This is a genomic window from Oceanobacillus kimchii X50 (genome assembly GCF_000340475.1).
Taxonomy (GTDB): Bacteria; Bacillota; Bacilli; order Bacillales; family Amphibacillaceae; genus Oceanobacillus; species Oceanobacillus kimchii.
On sequence record NZ_CM001792.1, the window covers coordinates 442,792 to 460,002 of the forward strand.

Annotated in this window: 13 protein-coding genes and 1 tRNA gene; 12 read left to right on the forward strand and 2 right to left on the reverse strand. The window is 35.5% G+C overall.

What is annotated here, in order from left to right:
• The first annotated feature begins 180 nt into the window (after positions 1 to 180).
• The gene (locus C794_RS02510; RefSeq protein WP_017795571.1) at positions 181 to 1,107 is read left to right on the forward strand and encodes a phosphotransferase family protein; all 927 of its coding nucleotides are present in this window, start codon (positions 181 to 183) and stop codon (positions 1,105 to 1,107) included.
• Between the two features lie 84 nt (positions 1,108 to 1,191).
• Here C794_RS02510 and aldA read toward each other — a convergent pair whose 3' ends face one another.
• The gene (gene aldA / locus C794_RS02515) at positions 1,192 to 2,646 is read right to left on the reverse strand and encodes an aldehyde dehydrogenase (RefSeq protein ID WP_017795572.1); all 1,455 of its coding nucleotides are present in this window, start codon (positions 2,644 to 2,646) and stop codon (positions 1,192 to 1,194) included.
• Positions 2,647 to 2,979: 333 nt separating this feature from the next.
• Here aldA and rhaM point away from each other — a divergent pair, with 333 nt between their 5' ends.
• The 6 genes from rhaM (at position 2,980) to C794_RS02545 (ending at position 9,311) form a co-directional block, all read left to right on the forward strand.
• Entirely contained in the window at positions 2,980 to 3,294 is a 315-nt protein-coding gene (gene rhaM / locus C794_RS02520) for an L-rhamnose mutarotase (RefSeq protein ID WP_017795573.1), read from the forward strand.
• 15 nt (positions 3,295 to 3,309) lie between these two features.
• Positions 3,310 to 4,611: an MFS transporter gene (locus tag C794_RS02525; protein WP_017795574.1), complete on the forward strand. Its 1,302-nt coding sequence runs from the start codon at positions 3,310 to 3,312 to the stop codon at positions 4,609 to 4,611.
• A 220-nt stretch (positions 4,612 to 4,831) separates the two neighbouring features.
• A complete protein-coding gene (gene rhaB, locus C794_RS02530) occupies positions 4,832 to 6,247 on the forward strand; it encodes a rhamnulokinase (protein ID WP_017795575.1) in 1,416 nt (471 codons plus the stop codon).
• Positions 6,248 to 6,249: 2 nt separating this feature from the next.
• The gene (rhaA, locus tag C794_RS02535; RefSeq protein WP_017795576.1) at positions 6,250 to 7,503 is read left to right on the forward strand and encodes an L-rhamnose isomerase; all 1,254 of its coding nucleotides are present in this window, start codon (positions 6,250 to 6,252) and stop codon (positions 7,501 to 7,503) included.
• Between the two features lie 35 nt (positions 7,504 to 7,538).
• Positions 7,539 to 8,375: a rhamnulose-1-phosphate aldolase gene (gene rhaD / locus C794_RS02540; protein WP_017795577.1), complete on the forward strand. Its 837-nt coding sequence runs from the start codon at positions 7,539 to 7,541 to the stop codon at positions 8,373 to 8,375.
• A gap of 156 nt (positions 8,376 to 8,531) precedes the next feature.
• The gene (locus tag C794_RS02545) at positions 8,532 to 9,311 is read left to right on the forward strand and encodes a DeoR/GlpR family DNA-binding transcription regulator (protein WP_017795578.1); all 780 of its coding nucleotides are present in this window, start codon (positions 8,532 to 8,534) and stop codon (positions 9,309 to 9,311) included.
• A 65-nt stretch (positions 9,312 to 9,376) separates the two neighbouring features.
• Here C794_RS02545 and C794_RS02550 read toward each other — a convergent pair.
• Positions 9,377 to 9,449 (reverse strand) — tRNA-Ala (locus C794_RS02550).
• Positions 9,450 to 9,683: 234 nt separating this feature from the next.
• Here C794_RS02550 and C794_RS02555 point away from each other — a divergent pair.
• The 5 genes from C794_RS02555 to C794_RS02575 all read left to right on the forward strand — a co-directional run bounded on the left by C794_RS02555 (position 9,684) and on the right by C794_RS02575 (position 17,210).
• Entirely contained in the window at positions 9,684 to 13,427 is a 3,744-nt protein-coding gene (locus C794_RS02555; protein WP_017795579.1) for a 5'-nucleotidase C-terminal domain-containing protein, read from the forward strand.
• A gap of 125 nt (positions 13,428 to 13,552) precedes the next feature.
• Positions 13,553 to 13,837, forward strand: a complete 285-nt coding sequence (locus C794_RS02560; protein ID WP_017795580.1) for a YhdT family protein — start codon at positions 13,553 to 13,555, stop codon at positions 13,835 to 13,837.
• Between the two features lie 38 nt (positions 13,838 to 13,875).
• Complete coding sequence (gene panF / locus C794_RS02565; RefSeq protein ID WP_017795581.1) at positions 13,876 to 15,312, forward strand: sodium/pantothenate symporter; 1,437 nt, start codon at positions 13,876 to 13,878, stop codon at positions 15,310 to 15,312.
• Between the two features lie 290 nt (positions 15,313 to 15,602).
• Entirely contained in the window at positions 15,603 to 16,454 is an 852-nt protein-coding gene (locus C794_RS02570) for a DUF4097 family beta strand repeat-containing protein (protein ID WP_017795582.1), read from the forward strand.
• A gap of 18 nt (positions 16,455 to 16,472) precedes the next feature.
• The gene (locus C794_RS02575) at positions 16,473 to 17,210 is read left to right on the forward strand and encodes a DUF4097 family beta strand repeat-containing protein (RefSeq protein WP_017795583.1); all 738 of its coding nucleotides are present in this window, start codon (positions 16,473 to 16,475) and stop codon (positions 17,208 to 17,210) included.
• Position 17,211: the final 1 nt, after the last annotated feature.

The following is a 17,211-nucleotide window of genomic DNA, read 5'->3' on the forward strand; positions in this document are numbered from 1 at the left end:
ATTATTGGTTTATATTTTACAGAAAATTTAAACATCTATCAATAGTTAAATTTAATCATTTTATTAATGGAATTATTACTTGAGTTATCAAGCTCTATTTAAAAGCGAATAATTAGTGATACTTCATTTCAAACGTGTTTTACTAGATAATAACAGTAGAAAGCTGATGGGGGCGAGTGAATGTCAGATTTAACTGAATCGATGAAGGCGTGGGTATTAGATCATTTTCCAGAGGATTCATTTATTACGACAATTAATTGTTTGAAAGGGAGTACTACTGCTACTTTATTTGAACTAACAATAGGACATCCTGATAAGATGGAAAACCAAGTGGTATTAAGACAATATAATAAACTTGATACTGTGGGGAAAAATGAAGCAATTGCGTGGGTGGAAAACGAAGCGAAAAGTTTGGTCGTAGCTAATTCATTGCGGGTCAGTAGTCCAAAATTAATTGGAATAGATAAGTATGGTGAAGTAAGTGGATATTCACTGTTATTAATGAGCAAGTTACCTGGGAAAGTGGAATTAAACCCGTATTCCATGTCGGCATGGCTTGAAAAGCTTGCCATAACGTTAGTTAAGATACACAAAAACGATATAAATAATTTTTCAAGTAAACATTATCGCTATCAACAATCAGATGATCTAAACATTCCAGTTTGGTCTCAAAATCCAGAAATTTGGAAAGCGTTATTTGAAATTGCAAAGCAACCAGAACCAATGTATGATCCAATATTTATTCATCGTGATTTTCATCCTGTAAATGTGCTGTGGCAAGATGGGGAGGTGACTGGTGTAGTTGATTGGGCAAATGGTTGTATCGGACATGCAGGTATTGATCTTGGACATTGTCGTTGGAATTTAGCAATGATTTATGGTGTGTATGAAGCAGATCTTTTCTTAGAGTACTATTTAAACCATGCCGGAAGTAGATTTCGATATGATATGTATTGGGATAATGTTTCTCTGATGGATGTTTTTATGGATAGACCATCTGTTTATCCTGGATGGGCAGAGTTTGGACGGAAGGAAATAACAAAAGAGGTCTTAATTGAGAGAATGGATCAATATGCTCTATCTTTATTCAATAGAATAAAACAGTAAAATAAGGCGCTAGGAAGTTACAAATAACTCATAGGTAGATTCTTTAATTTGTATGACCTAGCGCTTTAATTTAATTTAAATTAATTATTTGTATTGAATGTAGACAACATGTGTTTGTAGAAATTCTTCTAACCCATGCTTACCGTCTGCTCCTCCAATTCCTGATTTTTTCCAACCAGCATGGAATCCTTGTATTGCTTCGAAACTTTCTCTATTAACATATGTTTCTCCGAATTCTAATTCATTACTAGCGCGCATCATGTAATTCACGTTATTTGTAAAGATAGCCGAAGTTAGTCCATATTGACAGTCATTTGCCAATTCAATCGCTTCATCCAATGAAGTAAAAGTAGCAATTGGTAATACAGGTCCAAACACTTCTTCTTTCATAATTTCAAAACTATTATCGACATTTGTAAGTACAGTAGGTTCATAATAGTATCCAGCATCAGTATTTACTCGGTTTCCACCTGTTAATACAGTTGCGCCATTTTCTACTGCACGATTAACCATGTCTTCTACATTTTTAAGACCTGCTTCATTTGATAGTGGTCCCATATCGACTTGTTCATCTCCAAGAGGATTGCCATAACTAACATTGGACATCGCTTTTGTAATTTTTTCAATAAATTCATCAGCCACATCTTCATGTACATAGACTCTTTCTGTACAGTTACAAACCTGTCCCGTATTGATGATTCGAGAGTCAAGAACGGATTTTACAGCCAAGTCAATATCTGCGTCCTCCATAACTATCGAAGGCGCTTTACCCCCCAATTCAAGAGACACTTTTGTGATATTTTTCGATGCTTTCTCCATTACTCTTGAACCAGCTTCTGTACTTCCTGTTAAGCTTATCATTCCGATTTTTTCGTTTTTAGACAATTCTTCACCAACAACGCTTCCTGAGCCAGTAACTATATTAATAACACCTTTTGGTAAACCGACTTTATCTAAAATCTTTGCAAAAGCTAAAGCATTATTAGGAGAAACACTACTTGGTTTAATTACAATCGTATTTCCAGATAATATTGCAGGTGCAGCTTTTCGTGCAATTAAGAAGAATGGGAAATTCCAAGGTAATATACCAGCTACAACACCAATTGGTTGTTTGAATACAAGGATGTTTTCATTCTCTCTATCACTTGGTACGATTTCACCTTCATACTTTCTCGCCCAACCAGCAATATATTCAAAGTACTCAGCAGTAACACTGACCTCTACAACAGCTTGATCAAGAGGTTTCCCCATTTCCTCAGAAATAATCTTTGCATATTCATCAATGTTTGATCTGATCTCCTTACTTATTGCAAATAAATAAGTTGCTCGTTCGCTTGATGGAAGCTTTGCCCACTCTTTTTGCGCTTGTACAGACCCATCGATTGCTCTTCTAGTATCTTCTAAGCTAGCTTTTGGAACTTTCGAAATTACTTCCTCTGTTGCAGGATTTGTAACGTCAAGTGTTTCATTACTACTAGCATGGACAAACTCTCCATTAATGTACATTTGATATGTTGTTATCGCTTTCAATTCTGACATATTTTCTCATCCTTTCTATTATTCAGAAGTTATTATAATACTAGACAGAAAAAAAGAGACTGTCAACAAAAAAACAAACATAAACAGAAATTAATAGCTTTGTTTATATTGATAAACATATGAATATATATATAAAATATGCTTTAAATTAGAGGTTAAAATGGAAGTGTGGTAATTGATTGAGATGAAATAAAAAATTTAAATATATAAACAAAACATTTCAAAAATAAAATTGTTTATTTGTGTTGACTTCGAAATGAAAGCGTATTACTATAAAAGCATCAAGTTAGTGTAATCGTTATCATTTTTACTGTTCAGAAAGAAGGGGATTTAATGAAGCGAAAAGGGTTCATTATGACGGTCTATCCGGATAAGCATGATGAATATGAAAAACGACATAATGAAATTTGGCCGGAAATGGTCGAGGAACTAAAGCAACATGGCGCCCGCAATTACTCGATCTTTTTAGATAAACAAACGAACCAATTATTTGGTTATATAGAAATAGAAAATGAAGAAAAATGGGACAAGATGGCGAAAACTTCAATCAATCAAAAGTGGTGGGAGTTTATGAAGCCAGTTATGAAAACGAATTCAGATAATAGTCCTGTATCAATAGATTTAAAAGAAGTTTTCCATATGGACTAGAGGAGGAAATAAAGAATGGGGAAGCAAAGATTTGCGGCTAAAAACGTGACTGGCTGGAAAGCGACTATTGCAATTGCGATGGCGAATTATATTGAAGCTGGATCAATTATTGCTGCAGCTAGTAGTCTTACATTATGGCAAGCCTACCTTGGGTTTGATAGTTTAGGAGTTGGGTTGCTTAGTGCACTTAGTGCGAACGCTTTAGGTGCAGCAATTGGTGCACTTATTGGAGGGCCCTTAACAGATAAATATGGAAGAAAAATAATTTTTAGTTATGATTTATTAGTTTATATGATTGGTGTTGCTTTGATTGCAGCATCTGTAAACTTCCCAATGTTGTTAATTGGTACGATCATTACTGGTATTGCGGTGGGGGCCGGAGTTCCGGTTTCTTGGACTTATATTGCTGAAGAGTCACCAAAGAAAAAAAGAGCCGCGCATGTTGGGGCCGCTCAGTTAGCCTGGTCGATTGGACCAATGATTACATTTGCTTTAGCAGTACTTGTAGCGCCGTTAGAGTTATTGGGATCTAGATTAATCTTTATTCACTTATTTATCGTTGCTGGTGTAGCTTTGTATATTCGTAGGGGTCTTCCAGAATCTAAGATTTGGGAAGAACAAAAAGCGAAAGACGATGCGGATAAAGCAAAAGGTATTGTTAAAAAAGGTACTTTAAAAGAGTTATTTACACTGAAACCAAATAGAGAAGCTTTATTCTTATTACTTGGTATTTACTTATTTTGGAACTTAACAGCGGGAGCGATGGGATATTTTATGCCATACATTTATGAAAATGTAGGTGGTTTAAGTAATATGCAAGCAAACTTATTACAATCGTTCCTATGGATGTTCACCGTGTTAACCACTTTCTTTATCTTCATGAAATTAGGGGATAAAATGAGTCGTAAAACATTGTTTACGATTGGTGCACTTATGGGTGTGGCTGCCTGGATAATCTTAACGTTTATGCCAATGACTTGGCCGACGCTGATTGCCTTTGTTATTTTGTGGGGATCTGCAGCTGGTATTGGTGCTCAAGCATTTTATGCACTTTGGACGAGCGAATTATTCCCAACAAGATATCGTGCAACCGCACAAGGATTTATGTACTTTATTGTACGAACAGGAATTGCGCTTTGGTCAGTCGCGTTACCAGTAATTATGGACACGTTAGGATTTGTAGTTGCAGGGATTGTAATGATTATATTCCTCGTTATCCATTTAGTTATTGGAGTTGTTTTAGCACCTGATACTAGAGGTAAAACATTAACAGAAATTGAAGAAGAGCGTTATGGCAAAGAGCGAATAGCAAATTAATAGGATACAACAAAAAAAGTAACGGAACTTACGTTGCTTTTTTGTTTTTATTTGGTAAAAAGGATAGGAAACAAAAATAATCTTTGTTTATTTTTGTTTTTGTTGACTAATCAAAAAGATAACGTTATCATAAACGTACAGAAGGTATGATTACTTAACTTGACGATTTTATAGATAGAAAGATGGCAGTATTCTATTGGTTTCAAGGATGGTGAATTAGATGCAACAACAATGCAACTTAGCGGTAGATATAGGAGCTTCCAGTGGGAGAGTTATCGCTGGGTACTTACGAAATGGAAAATTGCAATTAGAGGAAGTTCATCGTTTTGATAATAAATTAATCGAATTGAACAACTATTTTTGTTGGGATATCGATCGGATTTATCATGAAATATTAACGGGTATTAAATCTGCGGTTGATAAAGGGTACCAGCCTATAAGTCTAGGAATTGATACGTGGGCTGTTGATTTTGTTTTGTTAGATGAAAATGATAAACGATTAACAGATGCAGTTTCTTATCGAGACCCACGGACAGATGGAATGATGGAGGAAGTCTTCTCTCAAATAAGTAAAGAACGTCTCTATTTAGAAACAGGAATTCAGTTTCAAAAATTTAACACGATTTATCAATTACAAGCATTAAAGAATAGCAACCCTGAGTTGATAGAGAAATCAACAAGTTTTCTAATGATACCAGATTATTTAAATTTTTTACTTACAGGGAAAAAGGTTAACGAATATACCAATGCAACAACCACTCAATTAGTCAATGCATTCACAAAAAAATGGGATATCGATTTAATTGAAAAGTTAGGTTTTAATTCGAACATGTTTATGGATATCCAACCTCCAGAGTCAGTAATTGGTAATCTTCGCCCAGAACTTCAAGAAGAATTAGGTGTTGATTTTAACATTATCTTACCTGCGACACATGATACTGGTTCAGCTGTTGTAGCTGTCCCTGAACTAGAAGATACGCTTTATATTAGCTCAGGGACTTGGTCTTTGATCGGGGTGGAAAATCATTTTCCCATCTGTATAACAAAAGCACTAGATTATAATTTTACGAATGAAGGCGGAGCAGATTATCGGTTTCGTTTTTTGAAAAACATCATGGGGTTATGGATGATTCAAGAAGTGAAGAGAAATTTTAATGATGAATATGACTTTGCCGACTTTGCTGCTATGGCGAAAGAAGAGTCATTTAGTTCTATTGTTGATGTTGATGATAATCGATTCTTAAAACCTGAAAATATGATTAAAGAAATAAAAGCATATTGTGAGGAATCCAACCAAGCTATACCTCAATCGCCAAGTGAAGTGGCTAAATGTGTATTTAATAGTTTAGCAGTTAGTTATCAACAGGCAATCTCTCAAATTGAAGAAATTTATGAAATTGAATTTCCGACCATTCATATTATTGGTGGAGGTTCAAAGAATGAAATGTTAAATCAATTAATTGCAGATACAACAGGAAAAATAGTAATCGCTGGTTTATCTGAAGCTACAGCTATTGGAAACTTAATTGTTCAAATGATGGCAACTGATCAAATAGATGATATTGAGCAAGCTAGACAATTAATTAGAGCATCATTTGATTTAAATACCTATACGAAAGTAACAATGGAGGGGTAAATATGGACGTGAACCAAAATTATGAACAAGCGAAGAAACAATATGAAAAATGGGGAGTTAATGTTGAGGATGCATTAGAGAAGTTGAAACAAATTTCGATTTCAATTCATTGTTGGCAAGGAGATGACGTGACAGGATTTGAAGTCAATCAACAGGAATTATCCGGGGGTATCGATGTAACTGGAAATTACCCAGGTAAAGCAACTACACCAGAAGAATTAAGGAATGACCTTGATAAAGCTTTATCACTTATTCCCGGTAACCACCGAATCAATCTACATGCGATTTATGCAGAAACAAATGGAGAAGCGGTGGAACGTGATGAGATTGAGCCTAAGCATTTTGAGAACTGGGTTAAATGGGCAAAAGAAAACGGGTTAGGACTAGACTTTAACCCAACATTATTTTCTCATCCAAAAGCAGATGACGGCTTAACGTTAGCGCATCCAAATAAAGAAATTCGAGATTTTTGGATTCGTCATACGATTGCCAGCCGTAAAATCGCAGCTTACATGGGGAAAGAGTTAGGAACTTCTGCATTAACAAACATCTGGGTTCCAGATGGGTATAAAGATATACCAAGTGATCGTCTGACGCCGAGAAAACGTCTAGAAGATTCACTAAACCAAATCTTTGAAGAGGAAATAGATAAGGAATATAACGTTGATGCAGTAGAGAGCAAATTATTTGGAATAGGATCTGAAGCGTATGTAGTAGGATCACATGAGTTTTATATGGGCTATGCATTGAAGAACGATAAATTATGTCTACTAGATACAGGACATTATCATCCTACAGAAATGGTATCTAATAAAATTTCTTCGATGCTATTATATAGTGATGAATTAGCTTTACATGTATCTAGACCAGTTCGTTGGGATAGTGATCATGTTGTTATATTAGATGATGAGTTGCGTGAAATTGGCTTGGAAATTGTCCGAAATGATGCCTTAGATAAAGTAAGAATCGGCCTAGATTTCTTTGATGCAAGTATTAACCGAATTGCCGCTTGGACAATTGGTACTCGTAATATGATTAAATCGTTATTATACGCGTTATTAACCCCGAATGAGCACTTAAAACAATTACAAGAAGAAGGTAATTTCACCGATCGTTTAGCCATAATGGAAGAATTAAAAACTTATCCATTTGGGGCTATTTGGGATTACTACTGTGAATCTATGGATGTGCCAGTTGGAGAGTCATGGTTAAAAGATGTAAAAGAATATGAAAAAGAAGTTTTATCTAAGCGATAAGTTTAGGCAGATATAAAGTGGAAAGGAAGAGAATCATGACACAAGAAATTACACAACAAGATGTATTAGAAGCACCGTTTATGAAAGAAATGATGAATACAACATATGATATGTGGAAACTTGGATGGGATGAACTAAATGGAGGTAACATTAGTTATCTATTAAAGGAAGAAGAAGTAAAAAGTTATCTTGATTTGAACCAAGTAAAACGAACTATTTCATTAGATTTTCCAGTGAAAGAATTGGCAAACCAATATTTTCTTGTGACTGGATCGGGTAAATTCTTCAGAAAAATTATAGAGAATCCAGAAGAATGTTTAGCAGTAATACGCGTAACTAGTGGTGGAGAATCTGTGGAGCTGTTATGGGGATTAAGTGATGGAGGAAGACCGACAAGTGAATTAGCATCTCACTTTATGAGTCATATCATTCGATTAAAACATGATCCGGATCACCGAGTGATTATGCACACACATGCAACAAACTTAATTGCAATGACATTTACTCATGAATTAGATGAAGTTCCATTTACTCGTACATTATGGCAAATGTGTACGGAATGCTTAGTGGTATTTCCTGAAGGAGTAGGGATACTTCCTTGGATGGTTCCTGGAACTTCTGAAATTGGAAAGGCTACTGCTGAAAAAATGAATGAATTTCGTTTAGCAATTTGGCCACATCATGGAATTTTTGGTGCGGGAGAAACAATTGATCAGGTGTTTGGATTAATAGAAACGGTGGAGAAAGCTGCAAAAGTCTATAATCTTGTAAACGCACATCCAGATGGTGCTAAACAAGTAATTACTGATCAGCAACTGATCGATTTAGCAGAAGCTTTCCATGTAAATCCTCCTAAAAAATACTTTCCTTAAAAGGCTGATGCAATTATGAAAAAACGAAGCAGTAGTAATACAAATGTTTAGATCTTTCCATGTAAGTTAAACCTAGTATAAAATGGGTAACATATAATAAAAATATGGTATGCTATTTTAGAGAATATGTTAGAGGTAAGAGAAGGAAGTGGTTAGATGCTTGTAGCAGAAAGACATCACAAAATAGTTGAATTAGTGAATGAGAAGAAGAGCATTCGAGTTTCTGATATGAGTAAATTATTTGCTGTTACAGAAGAAACGATTCGAAGAGATTTAGAAAAGTTAGAGAAAGAAAATAAGTTAGCTCGTAGCCATGGTGGTGCAGTTAGCTTACATCCAAATGATTCTTTAGAAATCCCTTATTCACAAAGAGAAATTATGAATGTACGTGAAAAACAAAAAATTGCGATGGAAGCCATTAAACATGTTTTTGAAGGGGATAAAATCATTTTAGATGCAAGTACAACTGCCTGGTATATGGCAAAAGCATTACCTGACTTACCTTTAACCGTCATGACTAACTCCATTAAAGTTGCAATGGAACTGAGTAACAAACACCAAATTAATGTCATTTCAACTGGTGGAACACTGCTTTCTAAATCACTCTCTTACGCTGGACCTTTAGCAGAAGCTTCGTTTGATAGTTATCATCTTGATAAAGCATTTATTTCTTGTAAAGGTCTGCATCTAGAAAGAGGAATAAGTGAGTCAGATGAGCAACAATCTCGCATTAAAAAGAAAATGATTGATAGTGCTGATTCTATTTATTTAATGATAGATTATAGTAAATTTGGCAAAACTGCTTTTTCAAAAATTGATCAAATTGAAGTCGCACATCATTTGGTTACAGACAGCAAGGCAGATCAAACATTGATTCAGTTGCTAAAAGAAAAAGGAATCCGTGTAACGGTAACGGAAGTACAGCATGATAAATAACACAATAATATAGACCATATATTAACAGCCGTCACTAATGAAGTGCGGCTGTTATTTTTATTAGATGGAGCATAGCGGGCTCGAACCGCTGACCTCTTCACTGCCAGTGAAGCGCTCTCCCAGCTGAGCTAATGCCCCGTTAATGAAAGTATATCTACTCTATAAAACTATTTCAATATAACTATACTTCATAGAGGAAAACAAGTCTATACTACTGTTTTCCTCTTTTTATAGGATAAAAGTTCTGAATTTACACTATTTTTACAAAAAAGCAATGGAATAGAGAGAATTTTTGTGCAATATTTAAAGAGAAACGATTGTTTATGTCGAAATAAATACAATCGTATTAAAAAATGGTAACGGAGGGAAAATATGAGAAAGGTAAAGAGATCGTTTAGTATGTTAATGATCTTTGCACTAATTATGATGAATGTAACACCAGCGTTATCAGTATCTGCTGAAAGTGCTACAACTGTAGATACAGTTGCAGAAGATCTAATTCTTTCGGAATATGTGGAAGGATCTTCGTTCAATAAAGCGATTGAAATCTTTAATGGTACAGGAGAAGCTGTGGATTTATCGAATTATTCCTTAGAATTATATAGTAATGGAGCTTCTTCTGCTAGTCAGTCTTTATCACTATCAGGTACTTTGGCTAATGGTGATGTTCTTGTTCTAGCACATCCGAGTGCAGATCAGGAAATCTTAGATCAAGCTGATGTAACAAATGGTTCTGTGATTAATTTTAACGGTGATGATGCAATAGCTCTATTAAATAGTGGAGAGAAACTAGATGTTATCGGGGAAATTGGAGAACGGACCAATTTTGGTCAAGATGTTACGTTAGTTAGGAATGCGTCAATTATTTCCCCAAGTACGACGTTTAATGTAGAAGATTGGACGGAATACGGTCAAAATACGTTTGCATATATAGGTTCTCATACCATGGATGGAATACCAGAGGAGCCAGGTGAACCAGAAGAACCTGGAGAGCCGGGAGAACCAGACCCAGAGCAGTTACCTATCTCGGATGTTCGTGACCTCTCAGATGGAGAAGTGGTTACAGTAGAGGGAATTGTAACGGCAGATAATCAAGCGATTAGTAATGGCAGTCAATTTACTACATATATCCAAGACGAGACGGCTGGTATTAATCTATTTGCTTTTGAACAAGGTGAAATCTCTGATGTTACAAAGGGTGACAAAGTTGTCGTAACTGGTGAACTTGCTACTTATAATGGATTAAAAGAGATTGTACCGACTTCATTAGAAGTGATTGATTCTGGTTTAGATTTACCAGCAGCACAAACAATAAGTTTAGAGGAATTACAAGATGAAGAATTAGCCGAATCACTAGAAGGGCAACGAGTTCAAGTCAATGGTTATATTCGATCCATTCCAGATAGTCCTGCCGGTGGTGGATATAATATTACAGTTACCGATGCAGATTTTAATGGAATGACGCTTCGTGTCATGGAAAATGCGCTTGATATTTCTGAAGTAGAATCAAATACTTGGTATGATATTACCGCTATCGTAAGTCAATACAATACGTATCAATTAATTCCTACGGAGCAAGCAGATATCGAAGTTGCAGATGAACAACCAGAACCGCCTTCTTCTGAAGGGTATTATGAGACTACAGTAGAAAGTGTGACAGATGGTGATACCATACGTGTGGCTGAACCTGTTTTTGGTGAGAAGCGTGTTCGATTTGTAAATATGGATACTGCAGAAACGTATGCTGCTCATAATGATGATCCTGCACGTGAAGAAATTAATAACAACCAGAAGTATTACGGAGATTTAGCAACGGATTATATAGGGGAACTCATTCAACCAGGTGATGAGATTTATCTAAAGGTTGGAGATGAACCAACAGATGACTATGGACGTATATTGGCAGAAGTTATCCGTAAAGATGATGGTTTAAATGTAAATTTAGAAATGGTAGAAGCAGGATATGCATCTACGTACTTTATTGCACCGATTGATGAGGAAGCATACCCTGAATATCAACAAGCAGTGAAAGAAGCAAAAGATGCTCAGTTAGGAATTTGGAATCCGGAAGATCCACTTTTAGAATTGCCATTTGTCTTCCGTGCAAATGATGATCAAAAAGGATTCCAACGATATGTTGGAAACTCCGATACAATGCAATATGTAGTACCAGATAATTGGGCAGATGTACCTGTGGAACATCGTATCTTCTTCTCAAGTCCAGAAGAGGCTGAATCTTATGGATATACACCGGTTAGTAATGGGGAAGAGCCTTCCGAGGAAACGCTAGATTTACAGCTTATTAGTATGAATGATTTACATGGGAAGATAGATCAGGAATATATGCTAGATTTAGAGGGAACTGGCGAATCTGAATTGTATGGAAGAATGGATTATACAGCTTCTGCGATCAAAGAGCGTCAAGAAGGAAATGAACATTCGATGCTTGTTCATGCAGGAGATATGATAGGTGGAAGTTCTCCAGTCTCAGGTTTATTACAGGATGAACCAACAGTAGAAATTATGAATGCAATGGGGTTTGATGTTGGTACTGTCGGAAACCATGAATTTGATGAAGGTTTACCAGAGCTACTAAGAATGATTGAAGGTGGCGATCATCCGGAAGGAAAAGGGACAGAAGGATATGAAGGTATGGATTTTCCATCCCTTTGTGCGAATTGTGTATATGAAGATACTGGTGAAACTTTCCTCCCCCCGTATATTATTGAAGAAGTAGATGGTGAAGAAATTGGATTTATTGGAGTAAACACTCAAGAAACTGTCAATATGGTTATGCCTTCTTCATTAGAAAATGTGAAGTTTACGGATGAAACAGAAGCTGTAAATGATGCAGCGGAAGAATTAACGAGTAAAGGTGTAGAAGCGATTATCGTGTTAGCGCATATGCCAGCGTATCAAAATGGAGATGATGCAACAGGTGCTGCTGCTGATTTAGCACGAAATGTCAATGACTCGGTTGATGTGATCTTTGCTGGACATAATCATGTGGAAAATAACGTATTAGTGGATGATAAATTAATTATCCAAGCAAATGAATACGGAAAAGCATTTGCGGACGTGCAATTAGTTTTAGATCGTGAAACCGGTGATATTATTGAAAAAGAAGCTGAAATCGTTTATGTAAAACAAAGTGATTATACGCCAGATGAAGAAATCACTGCAATTTTAGATAAATATGCTGAAGAAATTGCTCCGATTATAAACGAAGTGATTGGTTATAATGCACAAGACTTAACGGGTGATTATACCAATGATGGCGATCACGGATTAGGGAACTTATTATCTGATGGAATGAAAGAAGCAATGGATAGTGATTTTGCCTTTATGAATGGCGGTGGGATACGAGATGACCTCTTAGCAGGTGATGTCACTTGGGGAGATCTATACAATGTCCAACCATTTGGAAATACATTAATGACAGTGGAAGTTACTGGTAATGATGTTTACGAGATATTAAATGAACAAATTCACCCGGAATATGGCCCTGATTATAGTGTGAGTGGTTTGCATTATAAGTGGAACCCAGAATTAGGAGAAGTGATTAACGTTACTTTCCCTGATGGTACACCAATTGATTTGGAAGAAACGTATATCTTAACGGTTAATAACTACATGGGAACTTCGGAAGGACCGATTAAAGATCTGGGAGAAAATCCGACTATGGGTCCTGAGGATATTGAAGCTACAGTCGAATTTATCCAAGCGATGAACAGCTCAGAAGATAATCCAATTGTATATGAGGCAGAAGGAAGAATTTCACAAACAGATGAAGAACCAGGTGAACCGGAAGAGCCGGGAGAACCAGAGGAACCTGAGGAGCCAGGAGAACCAGATTATATTATTGAAGCTATACCAGATAGAGGGTTATTAGCAGTTGTTCGAACTAGAGATCTTTTGTTTGTAGAAGAAGGATCAGATGTGTTGATCGATGTTTCGAATGAAAGTAGATTACGCATGCTTTTAATGACGCTTCCTCAAGTATATATATTAAAGAATAAGCAAGTAACACTTCATGTCACCAATGGCGAAGAAACAAAGACATTTAATATGGCAGAAGAGAAATTAAGAACAATGATAGTCTTATTAATGAAATAACTAGAAGTCGAATTTACCTGTAGAGAACGGTTTAGTTCTCTACAGGTTTTTCATGTTTACAAGTCGATATTAGTTACCTTATAGTTGTTATAGTAGTTTTCTATTTTAAGGTAGGAGATTAAAAAATGACAAAACAAAGACAAAAAATAGACGCAAGGTTTAAAGTAGCGAATAGAGAAGCTTTAATTGGAGTAGGTTTAGTTATATTTAATTTTATTTGGTGGTTCGGTTTTGCCTATGGATTGGGAGGTAAAGATCCAGAAGATTATTCGTATATATTGGGGTTTCCAGCTTGGTTTTTTTATAGTTGTATTCTTGGATTTATTGTAATGGTCATATTAACCGTAATAGCAGTTAAATTCTTTTTTAAAGATATACCACTTGATGATGAAGAAGAAAATCAATCTTAATACCGAGTCAATGGGTTTAAAGCGAGGAGACAAATGTAATGAATTGGGAAGCGGTTATACCATTATTCTTATTAATTTTTATCATATTTTTAGTTGGAATTTGGTCAAGTAAATTTGTGCGGAATACAGATTCTTTCGTACAAGAATATTTTCTTGGTGGTAGAAGTTTAGGTGGCTTCATATTAGCGATGACTCTTGTAACCACTTATGGAAGTGCAAGTAGTTTTCTCAGTGGGCCGGGAACTGCTTATAACGAAGGGTTAGGTTGGGTTCTTTTATCCATGACTCAATTAGCGACAGGTTATTTTGTGTTAATGGTATTGGGCAAACGATTTGCGATTGTTACACGAAAGTATAAAGCAGTAACTATTGTAGATTTTTTAAAAGAAAGATATGAATCCAAATGGGTCGTTTTATTATCTTCATTCAGTATATTAATATTCTTGTTTTCTGCAATGTCAGCTCAATGGATAGGGGGAGGTAGGTTAATTCAATCGCTTACTGGTATGTCTTATCTTTCTGCATTATTTATATTTTCTGCTGCAGTACTTATCTATGTCATTGTCGGGGGATTCCGAGCAGTAGCAATTACGGATGGAATTCAAGGAATTATTATGTTTATTGGTACATTAATATTATTAATTGCTGTAATTGTTGCCGGTGGTGGAGTTCCACAAATTATGGAAGATTTACGTGCAGAAAATGTGAATCTTATAACGCCTTATGGTGAAGATGGTGGGTTAACACCAGCGTTTGTATCTTCTTTTTGGATATTAGTGGGTGTCGGTGTCATTGCGCTCCCCCAAATTGCGGTACGAGCAATGTCATATAAAAACTCGCGCTCACTTCATAGAGGCATTATTATTAGTACGATTGTAGTTGGGTTTATTATGTTAAATATGCACTTAATCGGAGTTCTTGGTAGACCAGTAGTACCTGGAATTGGAGTAGGGGACACGGTAATGCCAATACTTGCACAAGAAGTACTTCCTGGATGGCTGGCTGGGATTGTACTGGCAGCACCGATGGCAGCAATCATGACAACAGTTAATTCATTATTGTTAATGGTTAGTTCCACGGTTATAAAGGATGTATATTTAAATTATATTGAGAAAGATGCTACAGATAGAAAAGTGCGTGGTTTGAGTATGGGAGTGACTGCCCTCATTGGGATGATCGTGATAATTATGTCACTACAACCTCCAGATTTAATTATATGGTTAAATCTATTTTCGATGGGTGGCTTGGAAGCAGCGTTTATTTGGCCAATTGTACTGGGATTATATTGGAGGCGAGGCAATAAATATGGTGCAATAGCTTCTATGATAACAGGTGTGTCAAGTTACATTATTTTTGAATCTTTCTTTCCACAACCATTTGGCCTGCACTCTGTTGTTACATCGATAACCATTGCATTAATAGCTTACATTATCGCAAGTTTATCAAAACAACACCCAGTATCACAAATGAGTTAAATGACTCAAATCTATTTATTATCCTACAAAAGTTTATATATTTGCTAAGTTTATTTTTAAGTATCGCTCATAAAACGAGCGATACTTTTTATTTTGTTAACGGGAAGTACTAAACTTAACCTATTTCAAGAAAATTTGGATCAGTCAAAAGGAGAAGTGAGGGGAGCGAAAAATCACCACTGGATCACTTTATGTAGTGCTGTCAGACTTAAGTCGTAGGATAAATCCACCTTTAGGGGTTCGTTATTTTTTTAAATATTCGTTATAATCAATATTAAGGAGGTATCAAAATGTTATTTTATAAACCATCAAACCAAATAAATGAACAGAAAAAGATTACTAACAATCGTATTAACTCAATTACTATTCAATCTGGATGGGCAGACGTGAATGTTTATACACATAAGGAAAATCATATCTCCTTATTTCTAACCTCCATTGAACATGGACCATATTGGATCGTAGAAGAAAACAAAGATCAATTACGCCTAGCTATAGAACCAGGAATTAAAAGATTACATTTTCGATTCACTCAAACCATTAAATTAGATATATATGTTCCAGAACAAAATAACATAGACTGGGACGTTGAAACGGGTTCTGGAAATGTTTATTTTAACGAACAAATTGTTCAAAATATTACACTAAGAGTTGGATCTGGAAACTTCAAAGGCAAGAGTCTTACAGTAAAAAATGCCTCAGTAGAAGTTGGATCAGGTGATGTGAATATCAATAATTTTAATGGGAAAAACCTTCAGCTAGTAGGTGGATCTGGAGACATTAAATTAGTAGATGTTACATGTAACACAATCATGTCCAAGATAGGTTCTGGTAGTATAACACATAATCATGTTCGATATAAGGAAATGATTTCAGAAGGCGGATCAGGTAATCTATTTTTGGAAAATTTCGAAGGTGAAACGAATATGAAAGTAGGAAGCGGAAGTATAGAAGTAATATTAGATAAACAACCAAATATAAAATGTGATTTACAAACTGGTAGTGGAAGTATTATAACGGGGGGAGAACGTGTATCTAGTAAAAAAATCCATAAAGTGTTTGGTAAATCAGAGTGTGCACTGTCATTAACCAGTGGATCCGGTGATGTAGTGTTGAAACAGTCCTATGATAATAAAAAATAAACCAAAGGAGCGTTATATATGATAGGAAGAAACGGAGCAATGGAACTAATTACAAAAGTAATAAAATGTAATGATGTAAAAAAGATACAGATGGACATCTCGGTATCAAATATCACAGTGGAGCCATATGAAGGAAACGATATTGAACTTACTTATACTCAAAAGATCGATAAACCATTGTGGGATATACATGTCCAAGAAGGGATACTATCTATTCATTTACAACATAAAACCACAATTATAAGACGAACCGAAGACTATAAATTAAAGATTAAATTACCTCGTGAATTTATTTTAGACGGGTCTATAAACAATGGTGTTGGTCATATTAGATTCACTGAACTTACAATCGGTGAATTTAGTATAGGGTCAGGTGGAATCCATTGTGAAAAGGTTGAAGCCAATGATTTGAGCATTAATGTTGGAGCGGGCCATTTACAACTTCAACATATACATGCGACAAATCTTGATGCTCAAACAGGAACCGGATCTATCTCTACGAAAGATCTAAAGGGAAATGCAGATTTAAATAGTGGAGTAGGTAATATAAATATAGCTTTAGAAAAAGATTCTAATATTAAATTAGATTTATCGACAGGTATTGGAAAAGTAATAAAAGATGGGTGGTCAGAGTCTAGTCCTTCAATTGGAAATACGAGTATATTACAAGGAGAAGAAGAATATTGTATATATGCTGTAACTGGTGTTGGGAACATAAAGGTGCATAAAGAGTCAGAAACAGTTGGTAATTCTTAAT